Annotated in this window: 18 protein-coding genes; 7 read left to right on the top strand and 11 right to left on the bottom strand. The window is 65.4% G+C overall.

Annotation, left to right across the window (positions count from 1 at the left end; translation table 11 throughout):
• Positions 1 to 218 precede the first annotated feature (218 nt).
• From ppc to CSQ99_RS03260, 5 genes are all read left to right on the top strand, one after another.
• On the top strand, positions 219 to 3,008 hold the full coding sequence (ppc, locus tag CSQ99_RS03280) for a phosphoenolpyruvate carboxylase (RefSeq protein ID WP_099037597.1): 2,790 nt from the start codon (positions 219 to 221) through the stop codon (positions 3,006 to 3,008).
• 138 nt (positions 3,009 to 3,146) lie between these two features.
• On the top strand, positions 3,147 to 4,370 hold the full coding sequence (locus tag CSQ99_RS03275; protein ID WP_245908642.1) for a DUF1214 domain-containing protein: 1,224 nt from the start codon (positions 3,147 to 3,149) through the stop codon (positions 4,368 to 4,370).
• On the top strand, positions 4,367 to 5,512 hold the full coding sequence (locus CSQ99_RS03270; protein WP_099037596.1) for a sulfotransferase family protein: 1,146 nt from the start codon (positions 4,367 to 4,369) through the stop codon (positions 5,510 to 5,512). The genes CSQ99_RS03275 and CSQ99_RS03270 overlap by 4 nt, the downstream gene beginning before the upstream one ends.
• Positions 5,512 to 6,144, top strand: a complete 633-nt coding sequence (locus CSQ99_RS03265) for a TetR/AcrR family transcriptional regulator (protein ID WP_099037595.1) — start codon at positions 5,512 to 5,514, stop codon at positions 6,142 to 6,144. Before CSQ99_RS03270 ends, CSQ99_RS03265 begins: the two co-directional genes overlap by 1 nt.
• Positions 6,145 to 6,148: 4 nt before the next feature.
• The gene (locus CSQ99_RS03260; protein ID WP_099037594.1) at positions 6,149 to 6,952 is read left to right on the top strand and encodes an SDR family NAD(P)-dependent oxidoreductase; all 804 of its coding nucleotides are present in this window, start codon (positions 6,149 to 6,151) and stop codon (positions 6,950 to 6,952) included.
• Here CSQ99_RS03260 and CSQ99_RS03255 read toward each other — a convergent pair whose 3' ends face one another.
• From CSQ99_RS03255 to tkt, 8 genes are all read right to left on the bottom strand, one after another.
• Entirely contained in the window at positions 6,953 to 8,245 is a 1,293-nt protein-coding gene (locus tag CSQ99_RS03255) for a cytochrome P450 family protein (protein ID WP_099037593.1), read from the bottom strand.
• Positions 8,245 to 8,622 (bottom strand): ATPase, encoded by a 378-nt coding sequence (locus CSQ99_RS03250; protein WP_099037592.1) that lies wholly within the window; start codon positions 8,620 to 8,622, stop codon positions 8,245 to 8,247. The genes CSQ99_RS03255 and CSQ99_RS03250 overlap by 1 nt, the downstream gene beginning before the upstream one ends.
• 237 nt (positions 8,623 to 8,859) lie before the next feature.
• Positions 8,860 to 10,398 carry an HNH endonuclease signature motif containing protein gene (locus tag CSQ99_RS03245; RefSeq protein WP_099037591.1) on the bottom strand — a complete coding sequence of 513 codons (1,539 nt, stop codon included), beginning with the start codon at positions 10,396 to 10,398 and terminating at the stop codon, positions 8,860 to 8,862.
• Positions 10,399 to 10,513: 115 nt separating this feature from the next.
• Entirely contained in the window at positions 10,514 to 11,251 is a 738-nt protein-coding gene (gene pgl / locus CSQ99_RS03240; RefSeq protein WP_099037590.1) for a 6-phosphogluconolactonase, read from the bottom strand.
• On the bottom strand, positions 11,248 to 12,159 hold the full coding sequence (opcA, locus tag CSQ99_RS03235; protein ID WP_099037628.1) for a glucose-6-phosphate dehydrogenase assembly protein OpcA: 912 nt from the start codon (positions 12,157 to 12,159) through the stop codon (positions 11,248 to 11,250). The genes pgl and opcA overlap by 4 nt, the downstream gene beginning before the upstream one ends.
• A complete protein-coding gene (gene zwf, locus CSQ99_RS03230; protein ID WP_099037589.1) occupies positions 12,156 to 13,682 on the bottom strand; it encodes a glucose-6-phosphate dehydrogenase in 1,527 nt (508 codons plus the stop codon). The genes opcA and zwf overlap by 4 nt, the downstream gene beginning before the upstream one ends.
• Positions 13,679 to 14,800 carry a transaldolase gene (gene tal, locus CSQ99_RS03225; protein ID WP_176560855.1) on the bottom strand — a complete coding sequence of 374 codons (1,122 nt, stop codon included), beginning with the start codon at positions 14,798 to 14,800 and terminating at the stop codon, positions 13,679 to 13,681. The genes zwf and tal overlap by 4 nt, the downstream gene beginning before the upstream one ends.
• 20 nt (positions 14,801 to 14,820) lie before the next feature.
• On the bottom strand, positions 14,821 to 16,914 hold the full coding sequence (gene tkt / locus CSQ99_RS03220; protein ID WP_099037587.1) for a transketolase: 2,094 nt from the start codon (positions 16,912 to 16,914) through the stop codon (positions 14,821 to 14,823).
• Between the two features lie 177 nt (positions 16,915 to 17,091).
• On the opposite strand from tkt, the gene CSQ99_RS03215 reads away from it, so the two are divergent.
• Positions 17,092 to 18,024, top strand: a complete 933-nt coding sequence (locus tag CSQ99_RS03215; RefSeq protein ID WP_099037586.1) for a heme o synthase — start codon at positions 17,092 to 17,094, stop codon at positions 18,022 to 18,024.
• Here CSQ99_RS03215 and CSQ99_RS03210 read toward each other — a convergent pair.
• The gene (locus CSQ99_RS03210) at positions 18,021 to 18,992 is read right to left on the bottom strand and encodes a quinone oxidoreductase family protein (RefSeq protein ID WP_099037585.1); all 972 of its coding nucleotides are present in this window, start codon (positions 18,990 to 18,992) and stop codon (positions 18,021 to 18,023) included. The two genes, CSQ99_RS03215 and CSQ99_RS03210, sit on opposite strands and share 4 nt — an antisense overlap.
• Positions 18,993 to 19,011: 19 nt before the next feature.
• Here CSQ99_RS03210 and CSQ99_RS03205 point away from each other — a divergent pair, with 19 nt between their 5' ends.
• Entirely contained in the window at positions 19,012 to 19,950 is a 939-nt protein-coding gene (locus tag CSQ99_RS03205) for an ATP-grasp domain-containing protein (protein WP_099037584.1), read from the top strand.
• Here CSQ99_RS03205 and CSQ99_RS03200 read toward each other — a convergent pair.
• Positions 19,846 to 20,829 carry a COX15/CtaA family protein gene (locus tag CSQ99_RS03200; RefSeq protein WP_245908656.1) on the bottom strand — a complete coding sequence of 328 codons (984 nt, stop codon included), beginning with the start codon at positions 20,827 to 20,829 and terminating at the stop codon, positions 19,846 to 19,848. The genes CSQ99_RS03205 and CSQ99_RS03200 overlap by 105 nt on opposite strands.
• Positions 20,830 to 20,903: 74 nt before the next feature.
• Positions 20,904 to 21,476, bottom strand: a complete 573-nt coding sequence (locus CSQ99_RS03195) for a TetR/AcrR family transcriptional regulator (RefSeq protein WP_099037627.1) — start codon at positions 21,474 to 21,476, stop codon at positions 20,904 to 20,906.
• Positions 21,477 to 21,518: the final 42 nt, after the last annotated feature.

Raw genomic sequence — 21,518 nt, 5'->3', positions numbered from 1 at the left:
AAACTCACCGGAGGCCTCCTGATCTGCAACTGTGGCTCTACCGGTGCGAGTGTTCACTCGTCACCGGCAACCCACGTCCAATTGCAGCCCGAGGCCTTCGGCCTCAAGTCGCCCCCATACCGTCTAGTACATCCCTTACCGGCTGCGGGTGCCGGTCACCGTCTGGATTGTGCCGGACTCGTCATGCGCCCAATAGGCGGGCAACCGATACTGGGGACATGGCAGAGGTCGGCGGGTTGGAACCCATTGGTTCGGTGCAGCGCACGAAGGTCGGCCGTGAGGCCACCGAACCGATGCGCGAAGACATCCGATTGTTGGGTGCCATCCTTGGCGAGACCGTTCGCGATCAGAACGGCGAGGAGGTGTTCGACCTCGTCGAACGCGCCCGCGTGGAGTCGTTCCGGGTGCGACGCTCCGAGATCGATCGTGCCGAGCTGAGCTCCATGTTCGACGGCATCGACATTCATCAGGCCATCCCCGTCATCCGCGCATTCACCCACTTCGCTCTGTTGGCCAACGTCGCCGAGGACATTCACCGTGAGCGCAGGCGGGTGATCCACGTCGGCGCAGGAGAGCCACCGCAGGACAGCACCCTGGCAGCGACGTACGCCAAACTGGATTCGGCCAAGCTCGATGCGTCGACAGTGGCCGACGCGTTGGCCGGCGCGCTGGTATCACCGGTGATCACGGCGCATCCCACCGAAACTCGTCGGCGCACGATCTTCGACACCCAGCACCGCATCACCGAACTGATGCGATTGCGAATGAACGGGCACCAGCGCACCGACGACGGCCGCGGCATCGAGCGGGAACTACGCCGCAACATTCTCACGCTGTGGCAGACGGCATTGATCCGGTTGTCCCGGTTGAAGATCCAGGATGAGATCGAAACCGGCCTGCGGTATTACCCTTCGGCGTTCTTCGACGTCGTCCCGCAGGTCAACGCCGAGGTGCGCAACGCGCTGCAGTCCCGATGGCCCGATAGCAAATTGCTGAGCGAGCCCTTTCTGCGGCCCGGCTCGTGGATCGGCGGGGACCGAGACGGCAATCCGAACGTCACCGCCGAGGTAGTGCGGCTGGCGACCAGCAGCGCCGCCTACACGGCTCTGGACTACTACTTCACCGAGATCACCGCGCTCGAAGAGGAACTGTCGATGTCTGCGCGGCTGGTGAAAGTCAGTGACGCGCTCGTTGCGTTGGCCGGTCAGTGCGATGAGCCCGCTCGCGCGGACGAGCCGTACCGCCGCGCGCTGCGAGTCATCCATGCGCGCCTGACGACAACGGCCTTCGAGATCCTCGACCGCCAGCCGGAGCACGAACTCGACCTCGGGCTCGACAGATACCAGACGCCTGCCGAACTCCTGGCCGACCTCGACGTCGTCGACGAGTCTCTGCGCTCCAACGGCAGCGCGGTGCTGGCCGACGACCGGTTGTCCAGACTTCGGGAAGCCGTGCACGTCTTCGGGTTTCACCTGTCCGGGCTGGATATGCGGCAGAACTCCGATGTGCACGAGGAAGTCATCGCCGAGCTGCTGGCATGGGCGGGTGTACATGCCGACTACCGTTCGTTGGCCGAACCGGACCGCGTCGAACTGCTCGCCGCAGAGGTGGCCACCCGCCGGCCTTTGATCGGCGACGGCGCCGAGCTATCCGAGTTGGCGCGCAAGGAACTCGATATCGTTGCGGCGGGCGCGCGCGCGGTCAAGGTGTTCGGGCCGCAAGCCGTGCCGAACTACATCATCTCGATGTGCCAGTCGGTGTCCGACATGCTCGAAGCCGCCGTCCTGCTCAAGGAGGTCGGTCTGTTGGACGTCTCCGGGACGGAGGTCTACGCACCCGTCGGGATCGTGCCGCTCTTCGAGACCATCGACGACCTCCAACGCGGCTCATCGATTCTCGAGCAGGCACTGGACCTCCCGGTGTATCGCGCCATCGCGTCCGCCCGCGGGGACAGCCAAGAAGTGATGCTGGGCTACTCCGACTCGAACAAGGACGGCGGATACCTCGCGGCCAACTGGGCGCTGTATCGCGCCGAGCTCGACCTGGTGGAGTCTGCTCGCAAGACGGCAATCCGGTTGCGCCTCTTCCACGGTCGCGGAGGCACCGTCGGGCGCGGTGGTGGACCCAGCTACGACGCCATCCGGGCGCAGCCGCCGGGAGCGGTGAACGGGTCGCTTCGAATCACCGAGCAGGGTGAGGTGATCGCCGCCAAGTATGCGGAGCCGCAGATCGCGCACCGCAACCTCGAAACCTTGTTGGCGGCAACTCTGGAGGCCACGCTCCTCGACATCGAGGGCCTCGGTGACGCCGCCGGTCCTGCCTACGAGGTGCTTGACGATCTAGCCGCCCGTGCGCAGCGCGCATACTCCGAACTGGTGCACGAAACACCGGGATTCGTCGAGTATTTCAAGGAGTCCACCCCCGTCAGCGAGATCGGCGCACTCAACATCGGCAGCAGGCCGACCTCACGTAAGCCCACCACTGCGATCTCCGATCTGCGCGCGATTCCATGGGTGCTGGCCTGGAGCCAGTCACGAGTGATGCTGCCCGGCTGGTACGGCACTGGAACCGCATTCGAGGAATGGATCAACGAGGGCGACGGGCGGTTGGAGGTGCTGCGCGATCTTTATCGCCGGTGGCCCTTCTTCCGGACCGTGCTTTCGAATATGGCGCAGGTGATGGCGAAGTCCGATATGGGCCTGGCGGCGCGCTACTCGGAGTTGGTGTCCGACGAGCAGTTGCGACAGCGGGTGTTCGACAAGATCGTCGCCGAGCACACCCGAACCATCCGGATGTACAAGCTGATCACCGGTCAGGACGATCTGCTGGCCGACAACCCGGCGCTGGCGCGATCGGTGTTCAACCGCTTCCCCTATCTCGAACCGCTGAATCATCTTCAGGTGGAACTGTTGCGGCGCTACCGATCCGGCGATGACGACGAGCTCGTCCAGCGCGGCATCCTGCTCACGATGAGTGGACTGGCGACCGCGCTGCGCAACAGCGGCTAGGACGTCGCGCTGTCGCGATCGAGGGGCACGATTCTCGACGCCGTCGATCCGATCGTTGACACGCCGGCGGCGAGATGTCACAGTCAGTGGGTTCTTAACTGAAAACTATGTTTTCATTTAAGCGGACTGGAGAGATGTGTGAGCGACGCAAACCCGATGGCCTGGCTGCCGTTCGCCATCGCCGAGGCGACCCTGTCAGGGCAGGGTGGCGGCGCGGATGAGCTGCCTGTGGCCTGGGCGTATCTGCTGGATCGATTGAAAGCCGCGGGCGAGCTCGTCGCGTCCAGCGAAGTCAACCGCAACACCGTCGACTACGCGTCGGGGATGAGGCACCTGATGGTGTTGCTGGCGGTCGGTGTCGACGAGGCACTACGGGTCGAGCCCGATCCGGTGCTGGCCGTGACCAGGACGAGCACCGACGACATATTGACCTGGGGCATGGAGTGTCCGGACTGCCTGTACCTGCGGGCCGCGCTGCGCGGTGGCGAGACATATCGGCTTTTCGGTAATCGCGGCACTGCACGCTATGTCGGATTGCAGACGATGAACGGAATCGCGTCCACCGCCAACTGTCTGGTGGACGACCTCGAAATGGACGCGGACGGAGACTTCGAGGTGGTGCTCTCGGCCGACGAGCACGAGGGCAACTGGATGCGCCTGGGCGGTGACCATCCCACGCTGGTGGTGCGGCACTTCTTCTATGACTGGGACACCGAGCAGCCGTCGGTGCTACAGATCGAGCGCATCGGCGACGAGGTCGAGCCGAAAGGCCGCTCGGTGGCAGCTGATGTCGCGGTGTCGCGGCAGATCCACGCGCTGGGAGAGTTCGTTCACGACAACCTCAAGTTCTTCCTCGACTTCAACGCGAGTCCGCCTGCGAACGCGTTCATGCCGCCGATCGATCGTTCCGACATGGGTGCCGCGGCAGAGAACCGCCCGGTCATCGGACGCTACGAACTCCAACCCGACGAGGCGTTGATCCTGGAGGTCGAGCCGCCCGACGGCGTGTACTGGAGCTACTCGCTGGGCAATCAATGGTGGGAGACCATTCACTACGGCCGCCATCAGTCCAGCCTCAATGCGCATCAGGCGGCTATCGACTCCGACGGAATCCTCCGTGTGGTCATCAGCTCGCGCGATCCGGGTATCGCGAATTGGCTTGATACCGCTGGCCATAGCAACGGTGCGATGATCCTGCGCTGTGTGCGAACCGAGACTGCGCCGACGCCGAGCGCACGGGTCGTCAAGTTCGCCGACGTGTCGTCGGAGTTGCCTTCCGGTTTTGCGACAGTGAGTCCCGAGGAGCGGACGAACATCGTCGCGGCGCGCAGGCGCGCTGTTCACGAAAGGTTCTCCGCATGACGTTCACGGTGGACGGACTCGAAGACGGCGCACGAGTTGCCACCGGTCTCGACGATTTCGGCTCGGCCTACTATCGCGAGGGGCTGGAGCGGACTGTCGACGCGCTGAACGACGAAGCCGACCTCAACGAGATGGGCGGGGTGATTCAGCACGCCACCATCAGCAACGCCCTCATCCAGCGGCTGCGGATCATAGACACCTACAAGCAGCACCCCGAGATCGACGACGAAGTCATCGGCGGCCCGGTGTTCGTGATCGGTTTGCCACGCACCGGTACAACGGCGTTGAGCCAACTGGTGGCCAGTGATCCACAGTTTCGCTCGTTGCGGATGTGGGAGTCGCAGGCGTGCACACCACCACCGGAGGGAGCAACCCAGCACGACGATCCGCGGATCGCCCAGGCGGCCGAAGGAATCGCCATGATGGACAGCATGTTTCCGCGCATGCGGACCATGATGAACTCCGAGCCGCAGGCCGCGACCGAATGCCAGGACCTGATGGGTATGAGTTTCCGAACCTTCCACTTCGACGGGGTGGTGCGGGTCCCCGGGTACCTGGCATGGCTGATGCACTGTGACATGGGCGAGACGTACACATTCCACCGGCAGGTGCTCAAACTCCTTCAGTGGCACTGTCCGCCGACCCTCTGGCACCTGAAGACACCGGTGCACATGTTCTCGCTCGATGCGCTGGTTGCGGCGTATCCGAACGCGAAGTTCCTGTGGAGTCACCGAGATCCGGCAAAGGTCCTGGCCTCGGTGTGCAGCCTGATCCAGTACGTACGCAGTTGGAGCAGTGACCGCGACGATGCGCACGAACTCGGCGCCGAGCAGTTGGGCTGCTGGGCCGAAGGTGTCCGGCGAGCGATGGAATTCCGAAGGCGGTTCGGCGACAGCCGGTTCGTCGATGTCTCCTTCGCTGACCTGAACGCCGATCCGATCGGCACGCTCGAGAATGGCTATGAGCGGCTGGGCCTGACCTTCACGGGCGAGGCCCGCCGCCGGGTGCTCCACTGGGCCGATGGGCACCGGCCAGGCTCGCGCGGTGAGCACGCCTACGATCTCGCCGACTACGGTCTGACGCGGGAGCAGGTCCACGAGTCCTTCGCCGACTACCTTTCAGCCTACGAGGCCACCGCGTGATGGACACCGTCGTCAGGCGCAGACGCAAGAAGCTGGACCCCGACCCCGGAGTGCGCGACGCACTCGTCAAGGCCGCCGCAGAGATCGTGCGCGACGAGGGAATCGCGGCGGTCAATGTGGCGCGGGTGCTCGATCGCGCCGCGCTGAGCACCCGCGCCTTCTATCGCCATTTTGATTCGAAAGACGCATTGGTGGCCGCGGTATTCCTGCAATTCGCACGGATCGAGATGCGCAGGCTGAAGCGGAAGATGGCGGCGGCGTCCAATCCGGCGGACGCGGTCGTGGCGTGGATCGAAGGACGCCTGGACCTGGCGTTCAACGAACAGATCCGATCTGACCTGCGGCAGATGTCGCTGGAGGCGCAGACGCAGATGTTCGCGGCACCCGAGTTGATCGGCGATGCCTACGCAGAGATCTTGAGGCCGCTCGTCGAGCAGCTCGAGAAGGGAAGGGCTGCTGGGCTTTTCCATGATATCGATCCGGCGGCCGACGCATTGTCGATTCATGGCGCGATCTGGGCGAGCACCGAGCGCCAATGGACGACCGGCGACTGCGATCAACATGACGTTCGCGAACAGGTCGTCCGTTTCTGCATGCGCGGACTCGGCGTCGTACATCCCCAGGGAAGGTGACTCGATGGACTTGGGTTTGACGGGATCGACGGCCGTCGTGACGGGTGGCAGCAAGGGAATGGGCCTGGCCATTGCGACGACATTGGCAGAAGAGGGTGCCAAGGTCGCAGTGATGGCGAGGGGCGCTGATGCCCTCGACGAAGCGGTGGCGAAGCTTCGGGATGCCGGTTCACCGGATGCGGTCGGAATCAGCGTCGACATGTCGGATGCCGGGTCGATCGCCGCGGGCTTCGAGACCGTCGCGCAGCGGTGGGGTGAGCTCAACAGCCTGGTCCACACGATCGGGCCGGGCGATGGCTACTTCGAAGACATGGACGACGCGCAATGGGAGGAGACGTTTGCGTTGGGCGCGATGTCGGGGGTGCGGTCGATCCGGGCTGCGCTGCCGATGCTGCGGGCCGCGGAATGGGGGAGGGTTGTGACGTTGTCGGCCCACTCGATTCAGCGGCAGAATCCACGCATCGTCGCCTACACCGCATCGAAGGCGGCGCTGAGCAGTGTTACCAAGAATCTGTCGAAAAGCCTTGCCAAGGACGAAATTCTGGTCAACTGCGTCTGCCCGGGAACCATCGTCACGGCAAGCTTCACCGAAGCGCTCTCCGATATTCTTGCCGCGGACGGGCTCGACGCAGGAGATCCCATCGACGTGATGACATGGATCGACAACAACTTTCACCAGCCGTGCGATCTCGGCCGCGCCGGCCTGCCCGAAGAGATCGCTTCGATCACCGTCTATCTGGCGTCGAAACGCAACGGCTATGTCACCGGGGCCACCGTGAACGTCGACGGCGGTTCCGATTTCGTCTGATCAACGGCAGACGTAGTTCACCGGACAGGGATCGGCGGATCGCGCGACACCACCGATCTGGGCAGGCACCGGCCGTGGATAGTTCGGCCAATCCGGAGTCATCTCGTAGGTGTTCAGCAGGCGGGTCATCGCCGCTGTCATCGCAGCCAGCGAGAACGGTTGAGCGGGACATGAATGCTTACCGTGTCCGAATGCGGTGACCAACATCGGCGACGCGAGCGATGCCGCATCGGCGAGCCGATATCGGTGCCAGCGGTTGGGCTCCCAGGTCTGCAGGTCCGGTGCGGCCGAGGTATTCAGAAGCGGCAACAGTGTGGCGATGGTCCAGCCGGCGGGGACGCGGTAGGTCTGGTCACCGGTGTCGAGGTCGACGGGAGTCAGGACGGAGCGCGACATGATCGACCGCTGCGCGAGCCGGGTGCTCTCCAGTGCGCACCGCTGGGCGAACTCGTGGTCACCGCTGGCCACCCGCTGGGCTGGCATCGGGTGTTCGAGCAGGTCGACGAGTGCCCAGCCCAGCGCGGCCATGAGGTTCGACATGGAGGCGATGTGGATCAGCGCTACATCGAGTGCGATTCCGCGCAGTCGCACGTCATCTGGTTCCGATGCCCAGGCATTCACTATCCGGCCGAACAGATCGCCTTCGACCACAGCGTTGGAATCCAATGCACGCGTGGCAGTTTCGATGACCGCGACCACGTCCTCAAGTGCGGATCGCTCGGCCTGTTTATCCGAAGCCGCGACGGCCGCCATCGCATCGGGATGTACGAACGCGTCCGAACCGTCGAGGGTTTCGAATGCCAGCACCAGCCGCTCGAACGGGGTTCCCTCCGCGCAGCCCGGTCCCGCCCAGGACGCCAAGCCCATCCGGTGTCCCAGACGGCGGGTGAGTCCGAAGAGATCCACGGTCCCTTCGGATCCCAGCTCGGCCTCCGTATGCGCCAAGGCGCGGTCGAGGTTGGCGAGATACGAGGCGACGTCATCTCGGCGGAACAACGAAGTCGGAAGGACGCGCCTGCCGTCGAAGATCTCGTCGGGAAGCTTGCGTCGCAGCATGAGGTAGTCGGCGACGCCCTTGCTGGCCTTCTCCTCGGGGAGACCGTAGAACGCTTCGACGCCCTTGGGGGAGAACGTGAATAGGTAGTGCTCGTTCCCGCTGTATACGGCGAATGTGTCGCCGTGACGAGCGCGCGCTGCGGCGATCGCGGCGACGGCGTCGTCGACCGATACGTCCCAGGGAAGGCCTACTCCCTCGGCGACCGGGGGCTCGGGAACCGGGAGGTTCGCCGACACTAGAGGCCGGTGGTCTTGCGAACCCTGTTCACCGCGCCGCGGACGGCCTGCTCGGTCGCGGCCAACGGCGATATGACGGATTCGCCGATGCCGACTATGCGCTCGACGCGGTCGACGATGCCCTCGAGGCGGTCCACCACCGCGATGAGGCGCGGCGCGAGTTCGTTGATGCGGCTGATCGTGTCGTTGAAGCGCTCCAACGTTGCGTCGAGGTTCTCGGTCGAGTTGTCGAGGTCGGACAGCGTCGCCGTCAGCCCGGCCAGGATGGTGTCGACCTGCTCCACCGTGACGTCGGCGTTGAGTGCGGCCTGCGCCAGCTTCTGGATCCGTTCCCGGCCACTCCGTGGGCCTGGCTTACCGCCACCCTTGTCCACCATTCGGCCATTTGACCACATGGGCGGGAACCACCGAGGCGGACTGGTCGTCTGATCTGATGTGACGACGTGCGGAGGGGAGACGCCGTCCCGCCAATGCCCAGGTGATCGGTGGCGCAGAACTCTCGCAACGGATTCGGCGAGGCAAGCCGCCGACTATGACGCGGGGTTTCGGGACGGCGACAGCGATCGGACCATGGGCGGGCCTGCCCGATGAGTGCGGCAACCGCGCGGTTGTGCTCAGAACGGTGGGGGTCTGTTTCGTTCGGGGGCTTTTGCGTCGACCAGGGGTTGGTTGCGTGCTCGCTCGTTGTTGATGGCTTGGGTGCGGTTGTGGGCTCGGGTGGTTGTGCGTCGGGGCATGGCCAGCGTGCGGGCGGTCCCCGCGGTGGTGTCGGTGTGGACATCGCCGCGTGGGCTCGCCGGGGCGGTGGGTTCACACAGGGTGGGGAACAGGATTCGGCTGCCGGGATGGGTGGTGTAGGTCTGCCCGTGTGGGGAGGTCCAGATGACGGTGCCGTCGGGCCACTGGCGGTCGTGCCAGTCGCCGAATGTTTTGAGTAAGTGATGTTTTCGGCACAGACATTTGAGGTTGGATGCCTGGGTCGGGCCCGCCGGGTAGGCGATGGTGTGGTCGATATCGCAATGCTGGGCGGGTTCATCACAGCCCGGGAACCGACACGTCATGTCGCGGCACCGGATGAACGTCGCCAGTACCGCAGAGGGAATGTAGCGCGGTTCTGGAGGCTTGTCGCCGGGGTGGCGGATCGGCACGATCTTGGCGACACCCGCAATCTTGGCCGCCAACAACGGGGCGGGCAGCATGCCACCACCCATCAGCGCCGCCGGTGGGGTGGCCGCGGGTCCGGTCGGTGGTGGCCGCCGATCGGTCAGCGCTTCCCGCAGGGTCATCTCCGTCCACTGCGTGGCGTTGGGGTCGGGCTCTTCTTTGCCGTCCCACTGGGCCGCAGTGTCATCGGCCAACGACTCCTCGTGGGCGACGACGTGCACGACCACCGTGCTCGGCTGGACACCGGCGGCGTCGCAGTCGGGATTCTCACACGCGCACACCAGCCGGTCGGCGCCGTGCCCGAAGGCGCCCAGGGCGGCCGCGCGACGCTGATCCAGCGTGCGCGGATCACCCTCGCACACCGCGGCCGCCATCGCCTCCAACCGCTGATCCAACGCCTCAGCATCAGTAGCGAGTAGCCGCGCCTCGATATCGGCGGTCCCCTCGTCGGGTTCACGGATATCGACATGACAGCCCCGCACCCGGTCTTCGCTGCGCCGCACCGCCGCCGGGTCGTAGCGGTCCACCCAGTAGTCGATCTCGGTCTGAGTTTTATCCACCGACAACGACCCCCACCCCACAATGTGGGCGGCGATCTCGGTATCCACCTTCCCCAGCGCATCGGTGTCTTTGATCAGCCGGGTCCGGGAGACGACCGCGGCCACCATCCGGTAGGTGATCGCCCCGGCGGCGAACACCTCGGCCACCCGCGGCAGCCGGTGGCGCAGCGCGTCAGCGATCAACAATTGATGGGCGGCCACCCCCAACGACACGTTCTGGGCGGCGCCCACCGAGGCGGCCACGGCGTCCCAGTTGTCCAGACACCACTGCTCGCGTTCGGCAGAACCATCAGCGGCCAGCATCGCGTCGAGTTCATCGGCCATCGCCGACAGCCGCCGCGCGCACGCGGCGTTTTCCACCCGCGCCCACGCCCCCACCGCAGCCGAAGCCCTGCTGGTGAGGGCGGCATCGACGAGGTGATCGAACATGCATTCGACTGTAATCGCGCCAACAACGGAAGCAAGCAGGTCAACGCCGCCTGTGGACAAAACAGCGATTGGGGATAACTCGACTGGCCAACGGCGACCGAGCGCCCTCGGCGACCTAGAGCTTGGAAGCCGCGGCCTCGTCGAGGAGCCACACAGTCGCCTCGCGGCCGACACCACCGGCAGCGGGTACGTCGACGGGGCTGGCACCCCCGACCGCAGCGGCGACTGCGTCGGCCTTTCCTTCGCCAGACACCACCAACCAAACCTCACGCGACCGCTGAACAGCGGGCAGTGTCAGGGTGATTCGTCGCGGCGGCGGCTTGGGGGAGTCGTTCACGCCGATCACCAATCGGCTGGATTCCCGAACGGCGGGCGTATCGGGGAACAGCGAGTTGATATGTCCCTCACCGCCCATGCCGAGGAGATGGACATCGAAATCGGGTTCGGGCTGGCCTTCGTCGGCATTCTCGGCCAGCACTCGCCCATACGCCGCCGCAGCAGCGTCGAGGTCGTCCCCGAACGCGCCACCGCTGGGTGCCATTGCGTGCACATTGGCCGCGGGGATATCGACGTGATCGATCAACGCCTCGCGCGCCTGCTTCTCGTTGCGTTCGTCGTCATCGGCGGGAACGAAGCGATCGTCGCCCCAGAACAGGTGGACCTTCGACCAGTCGATCCCGTCGGCTTGCTCGCGGACCCGCTTGAGCAGCCCGGTCCCTGTGCCCCCGCCGGTAAGCACGATGAGCGCACGGCCCCGTTCGTTGATCGCGTCGGTGATCGATGCCACGAGTCGATCGCCGGCAGCTGCCACCAAAGCGGCGGTATCCGAGTACTTCTCGATGACAGTGCTCATACGTACTGCACCTTCTCGATTCCCTCCAGCGCCTCGTGGTAGATCTCGTCGGCATCGAGCCTGCGCAAGTCCTCCGCAAGGCACTCCTTGGCCTCCCGGCGGGCCAACGGGATCAGGGAGTCCGGCTTGGCGGTCCGGCTGATCGTCGCGGTCACACCGGTCTGCGGCCTGCGCAATGTGATGGTCTCGCTGCTGCGGATCAGTTCCACTTTCAGGTCGCCGACCTCTCGCCGCACGGGACCGTCGATTCGGGCGGCGAGCCAGCCCGCGAGGACGTCGAGCGACGGCTCGTCGCGAAGCCCGGATACGACCGCCGAGGTGACGGGCTCGTATGGCGGCTGATCGAGTGCAGCCGTCAGCAGCGCCCGCCAGTAGGTGATGCGGGCCCACGCCAGATCGGTATCGCCTGAGGTGTAGCCGGCAAGGCGCCCCTTGATCGCTGCCATCGGATCTGCGCAATCCGTCGCATTGGTGATCCGGCGAATCGCTAACTGTCCCAGGGGGTCTCGCGACGGATTGTCAGGCCCTCCGGCAGGCCACCAAGCCACCACGGGGGTGTCGGGCAGCAGGAACGGCAGCACCACGCTGCTGGCGTGGTCGGCCATTTCGCCGTGCAGGTGCAGGGCGACAACTTCGCCCGCTCCCGCATCACCGCCGACGCGCAGTTGTGCGTCGAGACGAGGCTCTTTCGCGTCCCGATCACCCGCCACCACCACGATCACCCGGCACGGGTGTTCACGGCTGGCGAAGTTGGCGGCCTGGATGGAGTCCTCGAGCAGATCATCGGTGTGGAGTGCGATGACGAGCGTGAGCACTCGGCTCAGCGTGATCGCGCCACCCTCTTCGCGAAGGCCGGTGATCTTCTTGTTGATGTCGTTTGTGTTTGTATCGGGCAGGTCGACTATCACGGCCGCCTCCATTCACGCCCCATGCGGTGCAGCATCTCTGTGGCCGACTCGGGCCCCCACGTGCCGGATTCGTAAGCCTCGGGCTTACCGTGCGACGCCCAGTAGTCGAGCACGGGATCCAGTATCTCCCAGGAGAACTCGACCTCCCGGTTGACCGGGAACAGTGACGGTTCGCCGAGCAGCACATCGAGAATGAGCCGCTCGTAGGCTTCGGGGGAGTCCTCGGCGAACGCTGAACCATAGGAGAAGTCCATGTTCACGTCGCGGACTTCCATGGCGCTGCCGGGCACCTTGGAGCCGAACCGCGTGGTGATGCCCTCATCGGGCTGCACCCTGATCACCAAGGCGTTCTGGCCGAGTTCCTCGGTCATCGTCTTGTCGAAGGGCAGATGCGGCGCCCTTTTGAAGATCAACGCAATCTCGGTGACTCTGCGGCCCAACCGTTTTCCGGTGCGAAGGAAGAACGGCACGCCCGCCCAGCGACGGGTGTCTATCTCCAGGGCCATCGCCGCGTAGGTCTCGGTGGTCGAATCCTTGGAGAACCCTTCCTCCTCGAGCAACCCGACGACCTTCTCGCCGCCCTGCCATCCCGCGGCGTACTGACCGCGTGCGGTGGTCTGATCCAGCGGCTGCATCACCTGGGTGGCGGACAGCACCTTGATCTTCTCCGCCTGCAGGTCACCCGGCCCGAAGTTGACCGGCTCCTCCATGGCCGTCAGCGCCATCAGTTGCAGCAGATGATTCTGGATGACGTCACGGGCCGCGCCAACACCGTCGTAGTAGCCGCCACGGCCACCGAGACCGATGTCCTCGGCCATCGTGATCTGGACGCTGTCGACGTAGTTGTTGTTCCAGATCGGTTCGTACAATTCGTTGGCGAAGCGCAATGCCAGGATGTTCTGAACCGTCTCCTTGCCGAGGTAATGGTCGATGCGAAACACCGACTCCTCGGGGAAGATGCTGTTCACCACGCTATTGAGCTCCCGTGCGCTCTGCAGGTCATGGCCGAACGGCTTCTCGATGACCACCCGGCTCCAGGAGCCCTCCCGCTTGTTCGCGAGCCCGGATTTCTTCAGCTGTTCGCACACCACGGGGAACGCGTTGGGCGGAATCGACAGGTAGAACGCGTGATTGCCGCCCGTCCCGCGCTCGGCATCGAGCTTGTCGAGCGACTCGGCCAACCGCTCATAGCCCTTATCGTCATCAAAGGTGCCCTGCACGAAGCGGATTCCCTCCGCCAGGCGGTCCCAGACCTCCTGGCGAAACGGCGTCCGAGCGTGATCCTTGACCGAGTCGAAGACCAGCTTCGCGAAATCCTCGTCCGACCAATCCCTCCGGGCGAACCCCACCAGCGCGAAGTTGGCGGGCAGTAGTCCCCGGTTGGCCAGGTCGTAGATCGCCGGCATCACCTTCTTGCGTGCCAGGTCTCCCGTCACGCCGAAGATGACAACCGCACACGGACCCGCGATATGCGGCATCCGCTTATCGCGCTTGTCGCGCAGCGGATTACGCCATCCGCTCATTTCTTGGCGGCGTCGAGCTGTTCCTGCGTGGCATCGAGCAACTCCTGCCACGACTTCTCGAATTTCTCGACACCCTCGTCTTCGAGCACCTTGAAGACGTCCGGGAGATCGATGCCGACGGCCTCCAGCTTGTCGAACACACCCTGCGCCTCGTCGCCCTTGCCGGTGACGGTGTCGCCGGTGATGACGCCATGGTCGGCCACCGCATCGATCGTCTTCTCCGGCATGGTGTTCACCGTGTTGGGCGCGACGAGCTCGGTGACATAGAGCGTGTCGGAGTAGTCCGGATTCTTGACCCCCGTCGACGCCCACAGCGGCCGCTGGACTCGCGCTCCGGCGGCCTTCAGCGCCTCGAAGCGTGAACCACCGACGAACACTTCTTCGTAGGCTGCATAGGCCAGATGCGCGTTCGCGACTCCGGCCTTACCGCGCAGTGCGAGCGCTTCTTCCGATCCGATCTCTTCCAGTCGCCTGTCGATCTCGGTGTCCACCCGGGACACGAAGAACGATGCGACCGAATGGATCTTGGAGATATCGTGGCCGGCTTCCTTGGCCTTCTCCAGGCCGGCGAGGTACGCGTCCATGACCGCCCGGTGCCGTTCCACCGAGAAGATCAACGTGACGTTCACCGAAATGCCTTCGGCAATCACGGCGGTGATGGCTGGTATGCCCTCTTCCATTGCCGGAATCTTGATCAGCAGATTCGGCCGGTCGACGATCTTCCACAGCTCGATGGCCTGCGCGATGGTCTTGTCGGCATCGTGCGCGAGCCGCGGGTCGACCTCGATCGACACCCGGCCGTCGACCCCGCCGGATTGCTCGTACTGTTTGGTCAGTACGTCGCAGGCATTGCGGACGTCGTCGGTGGTGACGGTGCGGATCGTCGCGTCGATGTCCGCGCCACGCTCGGCCAACTCCTTGACCTGATCGTCGTAGGCAGTGCCCTTCGAAAGCGCGGCCTGGAAGATCGACGGGTTGGTCGTCACTCCGACGACGCTGCGCGTGTCGATGAGCTCCTGCAAATTGCCGGTCTGCAGCCGGTCACGCGACAAGTCGTCGAGCCAGACCGAGACGCCGGCGTTGGACAGGGCGGCCAGGTTCGGGTTCTGCGTCATGATTGTTGCCCTTCTCTTGCGTTCTAGTTCTCTATGGATCGCTCGGCGGCGGCAGCGACGGCCTCGGGGGTGAAACCGAACTCGCGAAACAGCGTCTTGTCGTCGGCCGATTCGCCGTAATGCTCGATCGACACGATCTCCCCGGTGTCACCCACCAGCTTGTACCAGCTCTGCGCAACCGCCGCCTCGACGGCGACTCGCGCCGAAACCGACGGGGGGAGAACGGAATCGCGGTATTCCTTCGGCTGCGATTCGAACCACTCGACACACGGCATCGACACCACGTACGCGGTGATGTCCTTTTCGGCCAAGAGCTTTTTGGCCTCCACCGCGAGCTGTAGCTCCGAGCCGGTACCGATGATGATCACGTCGGCGTCGTCGGCGGGGTTTCCGCCGCCGAGTACATAACCGCCCTTGGCCACGCCATCGGAACTCGTGCCCTCCAGCACTGGAATGCCCTGACGCGTGAGGATGAAACCCACGGGGCCGCTGCCATTACCGCGGGCCAGGATGCTGCGCCACGCGTACGCCGTCTCGTTGGGGTCTCCGGGCCGTACCACCGAAAGGTTCGGGATGGCGCGCAGCGCGGCGAGGTGTTCGATCGGCTGGTGCGTCGGGCCGTCCTCACCGAGGCCGATGGAGTCGTGGGTCCAGATGTAGATGGTGTCGATATCCATCAGCGACGCCAGCCGTACCGCCGGGCGCATGTAATCGGAGAACTGCAGGAACGTTCCGCCGAAGGCGCGGGTCGGACCGTGCAGCACGATGCCGGACAGGATCGACCCCATCGCGTGCTCGCGAATGCCGAAGTGCAGCACCCGTCCGTACCAGTCGGCCGTGAAGTCCTCGGTCGAAATCGACGGCGGCCCGAACGACTTGACCCCCTTGATCGTGGTGTTGTTGCTGCCCGCGAGATCAGCTGAGCCGCCCCAGAGTTCAGGTAGCTTCTCCGCCACGTCGTTGAGCACCTGACCGAACGCTGCGCGGGTGGCGAGTGCCTTGCTGCCCGGTTCCCAGTACGTCAGGTCGGCGTCCCAGCCCTCGGGCAGTTCCTGTGCGAGCAGGCGGTCCAGTAGCTTCTTGCGCTCGGGTTCGCGCTCGGCCCAGGCATCGAACTGCGGTTGCCACTTCTCGTGGGCCTCCTTACCGCGCTCCACCAGCTTGCGGGTGTGCTCGATGACTTCGGGGCGCACCTCGAACGTCTTGTCGGGATCGAAGCCAAGGACCTTTTTGGTGGCGGCCACCTCTTCGTCGCCCAGCGCCGACCCGTGCACGCCACCGGTGTTCATCTTCGTGGGTGCGGGGTAGCCGATGATCGTCCGCACCGAGATGAACGACGGCTTGTCGGTGACCCTGCGTGCCGCCTCGATGGCTTCTTCGATTCCGGTGACGTTCTCGCCGCCCTCGACCTCCTGGACATGCCAGCCGTATGCGCGATAGCGCGCCGGAACATCCTCGGAAAGAGCGATATTCGTGTCGTGCTCGATGGAGATCTGATTGTGGTCGTAGAACACGATGAGATTGCCGAGCTGCTGAGTCCCTGCCAGCGAGGAGGCCTCGCTGGTGACGCCCTCCTCCATGTCGCCGTCGGAGGCGATGACGTAGATGAAGTGGTCGAACGGACTCTCGCCGGCAGGTGCGTCTGGGTCGAACAGGCCACGCTCGTAACGCGACGCCATCGCCATGCCGACCGCCGAGGCCAGGCCCTGACCCAGGGGCCCGGTGGTGATCTCCACACCCTTGGTGTGGCGGAACTCGGGATGGCCGGGCGTCTTGGACTTCCATGTGCGCAGCGACTCGATGTCGTCCAGCTCGAGGCCGAAGCCGCCGAGGTAGAGCTGGATGTACAGCGTCAGGCTGGAATGCCCGCAGGACAGTACGAACCGGTCGCGGCCGAGCCAGTGCACGTCACTCGGGTCGTGGCGCATCTGTCGCTGGAACAACGTGTAGGCCAACGGCGCCAGGCTCATTGCCGTACCGGGGTGCCCGTTACCCACCTTCTGCACCGCATCGGCTGCCAGCACCCGGACGGTGTCGACCGCAACCGAGTCCACGTCGGCCCAATCGTCGGGGTGATGCGGACGGGTAAGGGTGGAAATTTCTTCGAGCGTGGTCACAGGCGCCCTCTCCTGGTCGACGGTTGTGCTCGGCAAGCTGCCTCTTCAAACACCCTAGTGCGGGATAGTCATCCGTTGCAGGCCGCTTGGGGGACGATTAGGCGGCCGTTCAGCAGCGGTCTACCATCCTCTGTAGTAGACGCCGCGCGCGCTGCAGCCATTTCAAGGAGTTACTGCGTGGACATTCGCGAGAGCCAGCTCCCCGTCGGGACGCAAGGCCGCCTGCGCACCACGCTGTTCGGTTACCTCTCGCTGACGAAACCGCGCGTCATAGAGCTCCTGCTCGTCACGACCATTCCGGCCATGCTGCTGGCCAACCGCGGCACGGTCGACCCATTGCTGATCCTGAACACGCTGTTCGGTGGCTTGCTGGCGGCGGCGGGGGCCAACACGTTGAACTGTGTGGCCGACGCCGACATCGACAAGAAGATGAAGCGCACCGAGCGCCGCCCGCTGGCCCGCGACACCGTCCCGCGCAGCCATGCGCTGGTCTTCGGGCTCATGCTTTCCGTCGGCTCGTTTTTCTGGCTCTGGTGGACGACCAACATGCTGTCGGCGCACCTGGCCGGGGCGACGATCGCGTTCTACGTGCTCGTCTACACGCTGCTGCTCAAGCGCCGCACCACGCAGAACGTGGTGTGGGGCGGCGCCGCCGGCTGCATGCCGGTGATGATCGGCTGGTCGGCGGTCACCGGAACCATCCAATGGCCCGCGCTGGTGATGTTCGCGATCATCTTCTTCTGGACGCCGCCCCACACCTGGGCGCTGGCAATGCGCTACAAGGAGGACTACGCAGCGGCCGGGGTACCGATGCTGCCCGTGGTGGCCACCGAGCGACAGGTGACCAAGCAGATCCTGATCTACACCTGGCTGACGGTGACAGCGACCCTTGCGCTGGCCCTGGCCACCGGCTGGCTCTACGCGGCCGTCGCCATTCTGGCCGGAGCGTGGTTCCTGGTGATGGCGCATCAGCTCCACAGTGGCGTGCGCCGGGGCGAGCCGGTCAAACCGCTGCGCCTGTTCCTGCAGTCGAACAACTACCTGGCCGTAGTGTTCTGCGCGCTGGCGGTCGACTCGGCACTGGATCTGCCGACGCTGCTGCATCTCTAGGGCACCAGTACCACCGAGCCGACTGTTTTGCGCCCCTGCAGGTCCCGGTGGGCCTGTTCGGCATCCTCAAGGCGATAGCGCTCGCTGACCGTGACATTGATGGTGCCGCTGCCGATAGCATCGAGCAGTTCTCCTGCACGCCAGGCGAATTCGTCGGGCGTGCGGGTGTAGTGCACTAGCGTCGGCCTGGTCAGGAATAGCGAGCCTGCGGCGTTCAGCCGTTGCGGATCGAACGCAGGGACCGGTCCGCTGGATGCGCCGAACAGCGCCAGCGTGCCGCGGACGGCGAGGCTGGCGATGCTGGCGTCGAACGTGTCGGCGCCGACGCCGTCGTAGACAACGGCGACGCCGCCGTCGGTGAGTTCTTTGATCTTGGCGCCGAACTCTGCGGGATCGTCGGGGTAGTCGAGAACAGCGACGGCACCCGCGGCCCGCGACAGCTCGGCTTTCTCGGGTGTGGACACTGTGGTGATCACCCGCGCTGCCATGCTGGTGGCCCATTGAGTGAGGATCAGGCCGACGCCTCCCGCTCCGGCGTGCACCAGAACGGCGTCGCCCTGCTGCACCGCGTACGTCGAGAAGATCAGGTAGTGCGCGGTCATCCCCTTGAGCAGCGACGCGGCGGCAGCATCGGAACTGACACCGTCGGGCACATAGGCGCAGAAATCAGCTGTCGCCAAGGCGTATTCGGCGTAGGCGCCGTTGGCCTGGGCGGTGACCACCCGATCGCCCACGCTCAGCGCCGCCACCTCGTCGCCGACGGCCTCCACGGTGCCGCACACCTCATTGCCGAGGACGAAGGGCACCTCCCGTGGGTAGAGCCCCGAACGGAAATACGTGTCGAGGAAGTTCACGCCGATCGCCTCGGCTTTGATCAGTACCTCGCCGGGCCCCGGGCTCGGCTGCGGCTTCTCGACGTAGGTCAGGACTTCTGGTCCGCCGGTCTCGGCGACTTCGATGGCGTACATCCTTCTATCCTGCCTTGGTATGAAACTCGCCCGCCCCGACGTCTTCCATCCCCGCATCGTGCTCGCGGGCTGTGCGGCGCTGCCCGAGGGGGACGGGGACGACGCCGAACTGGTCGTCGCGCTGCGCAGACGGGGTCTCCATGCGCGCTGGCTGTCCTGGGATGACCCGGCCACGCTGGAGGCGGACCTGGTGATCCTCCGCGCGACGTGGGACTACATCGACCGCCTCGACGAGTTCCTGTACTGGACGACGAAAGTTCCCAACCTGGCCAATGCGCCCGAGGTGGTCGCCTGGAATGTCGACAAGCGATACCTCGCCGACCTCGCCACGGCCGGGGTTCCAGTCATTCCTAGCCGGTTTTTCGCACCGGGCGAGCGGGTGCAGCTACCGTCAGGCGAGCTCGTGGTCAAGCCCGCGGTCGGTGCCGGATCCGTTGGTGCACAGCGTTTCAGCGACAGCGATGAAGCCCGCGCCCACGTGGCGGCGCTGCATTCCGATGGCCGGACGGCATTGGTGCAGCCCTACGACGACCGGGTCGAGGACGGCGAGACCGCTTTGGTCTTCCTTGGTGGCCGTCAGTCACATGCGTTCACCAAGGGGCCCATCCTGCCGTCGCCGGGCAGCCGGCCCGCCTTCGACGACTCCGGCACGTACGCCGAGGAGTCGCTGACACCGGCCGATCCGGACTTCGAGCTGTGGGACGTCGGCCATGCGGCACTGGCCGCCGCGGCCGCCCACCTGGGCATCGACGTCGCCGAACTGCTGTACGCCCGGGTTGATCTGCTCGGCGGGCCGACCGACCCGAAGCTCCTGGAACTCGAGCTCGTCGAGCCGTCGCTGGGTTGGCGGCAGTTAAACGCCGCCACGCGGTCGCGCAGGCAGCGCGACTTCGTCGTCGGGGTCGAGGACACCCTCGAGCGTCGTGGTCTCGGCCCGTTCTCGCATCGACGCCCATAGCGCGGCGGTGGCCGCGGTGCACGCGGCCGCACCGGCGACGTGGATGGCAACGAGCGTCGCCGGGACATCGTTGAAGTACTGCACGGTGCCGACGACTCCTTGCGCGCACACCAGCCCGACGAGGACCCCGAGCCGCAGCCTGACCGGCCGCGGGGCGCGCACGGCGAGCAGGGCGAAGCCAAGCGCGACGAGCAGCGACAGGTACGCCACGAGCAACGAGGAGTGCATATGCACGAGGGTGGTGATCTCGACCTGCAACCGTGGCACCGGCTGGGTGATGCTCTTGTCGCCCGCGTGCGGGCCTGCGCCGGTGACCAGTGTTCCGGTCACGAGCACTGCGGCCAGCGCGATCGCGCTGAGAATGGTCAACTGGCGCAATGGTTTCGGAACTCGGTGCCGGACAACGCCGCTATCGGGTTCGCCGATCTTGACGTAGAGCAGCACCGAAACCCACACCATGGTCATCGACGCCAGCAGGTGGATGGCGACCGTCCACCACAGCAGGCCGGTGAGCACCGTGATGCCGCCGATGACGGCCTGCACCACGGTCGACGCCGGCATCAGCCACGCGTAGATCAGGACCTCGCGGCGCCTTCGCGCACGCGTGACGGCCAGTACCGCCAGCGCGGCGGTCAGCACCACCAAGAACGTGATCATCCGGTTGCCGAACTCCACGGCCTGGTGGATGCCCGCGACCTCGGGGTGCGGGATCGGGATGTAGCTGCCGGGGAAACATTGGGGCCAGGTCGGGCAGCCGAGGCCAGAAGCGGTGACGCGGACGATCGCGCCGGTCACTGCGATGCCGCCCTGGGTCAGGATGACGGCGGCGGCGATCGCGCGCTGGACACGCAGGCTCGGCAACGGCAGAAGATCGACCAGCCGCAGGAAGATTCGTCCGACGGGCACGGATCGATGGTAGAGCAGGAGTAACTACAGCCCGTAGTAGGGATGGCCTATGCGCGCGGCGCCACGAACGGCACCAGGACTTCGTCGACCAGCTGCACCACCAGATCGTCGGTGATCGGGTCGCCGGTGATCAACAGCCGGTGCCACAGGACGCTCTGCCCGAGCTCGCGCGCGATCTCGACGGGGACGTCCGGACGCACGTCACCACGTTCGACGCCGCGGGCCAGCAGCGCAGCCATTTCCTCTTTGCGCCAGCCGATGACGTCCTGCTGAAACGCCGCGGTCAGCTCCGGATCGTGGGCGGCGGCTGCGACGGCGGCACGAAGCACGGGGGACTCGGGCCCGGTGAACAGCGCCGCCCACCCGCGCAGGATCGCGAGCATGTCGCTGCGATAGCTGCCGGTGTCCTCGTGGGGAATCGCCGTGGTCGCGATCCGCAGCAGGGTGTCGCGCAACAGCGAGCCGCGGTCCGGCCAGCGCCGATACAGCACCGGCTTGCTGGTCTGAGCGGCGGCGGCGACGGCCTCCATGGTCACCCCCGATGGACCGTGCTCGGCCAGCAGTCCCAGGACGGCGGCACGGATCGCCGCATCCAGTTCGTCGCCGTGACGTCGTCGCACCAGGACCTCCAAAGAAACGCTTGCGTATCTTACGGCGACAGC

It is taken from the genome of Mycobacterium neglectum (assembly GCF_002591975.1).
Classification (GTDB): domain Bacteria; phylum Actinomycetota; class Actinomycetes; order Mycobacteriales; family Mycobacteriaceae; genus Mycobacterium; species Mycobacterium neglectum.
The sequence above is the reverse complement of the archived record's forward strand: the minus strand, read 5'-3'. Positions and strand labels throughout refer to the sequence as shown.

Coding starts and splice junctions, on each gene's coding strand:
- pgl (WP_099037590.1), bottom strand. CDS start 11,251: ATGAGCACTGTCATCGAGAAGTACTCGGATACCGCCGCTTTGGTGGCA.
- CSQ99_RS03210 (WP_099037585.1), bottom strand. CDS start 18,992: ATGTACGCCATCGAAGTCGCCGAGACCGGCGGACCAGAAGTCCTGACC.
- ppc (WP_099037597.1), top strand. CDS start 219: ATGGCAGAGGTCGGCGGGTTGGAACCCATTGGTTCGGTGCAGCGCACG.
- CSQ99_RS03270 (WP_099037596.1), top strand. CDS start 4,367: ATGACGTTCACGGTGGACGGACTCGAAGACGGCGCACGAGTTGCCACC.
- CSQ99_RS03260 (WP_099037594.1), top strand. CDS start 6,149: ATGGACTTGGGTTTGACGGGATCGACGGCCGTCGTGACGGGTGGCAGC.
- CSQ99_RS03265 (WP_099037595.1), top strand. CDS start 5,512: ATGGACACCGTCGTCAGGCGCAGACGCAAGAAGCTGGACCCCGACCCC.
- CSQ99_RS03250 (WP_099037592.1), bottom strand. CDS start 8,622: ATGGTGGACAAGGGTGGCGGTAAGCCAGGCCCACGGAGTGGCCGGGAA.
- CSQ99_RS03205 (WP_099037584.1), top strand. CDS start 19,012: ATGAAACTCGCCCGCCCCGACGTCTTCCATCCCCGCATCGTGCTCGCG.
- zwf (WP_099037589.1), bottom strand. CDS start 13,682: ATGAGCGGATGGCGTAATCCGCTGCGCGACAAGCGCGATAAGCGGATG.
- CSQ99_RS03245 (WP_099037591.1), bottom strand. CDS start 10,398: ATGTTCGATCACCTCGTCGATGCCGCCCTCACCAGCAGGGCTTCGGCT.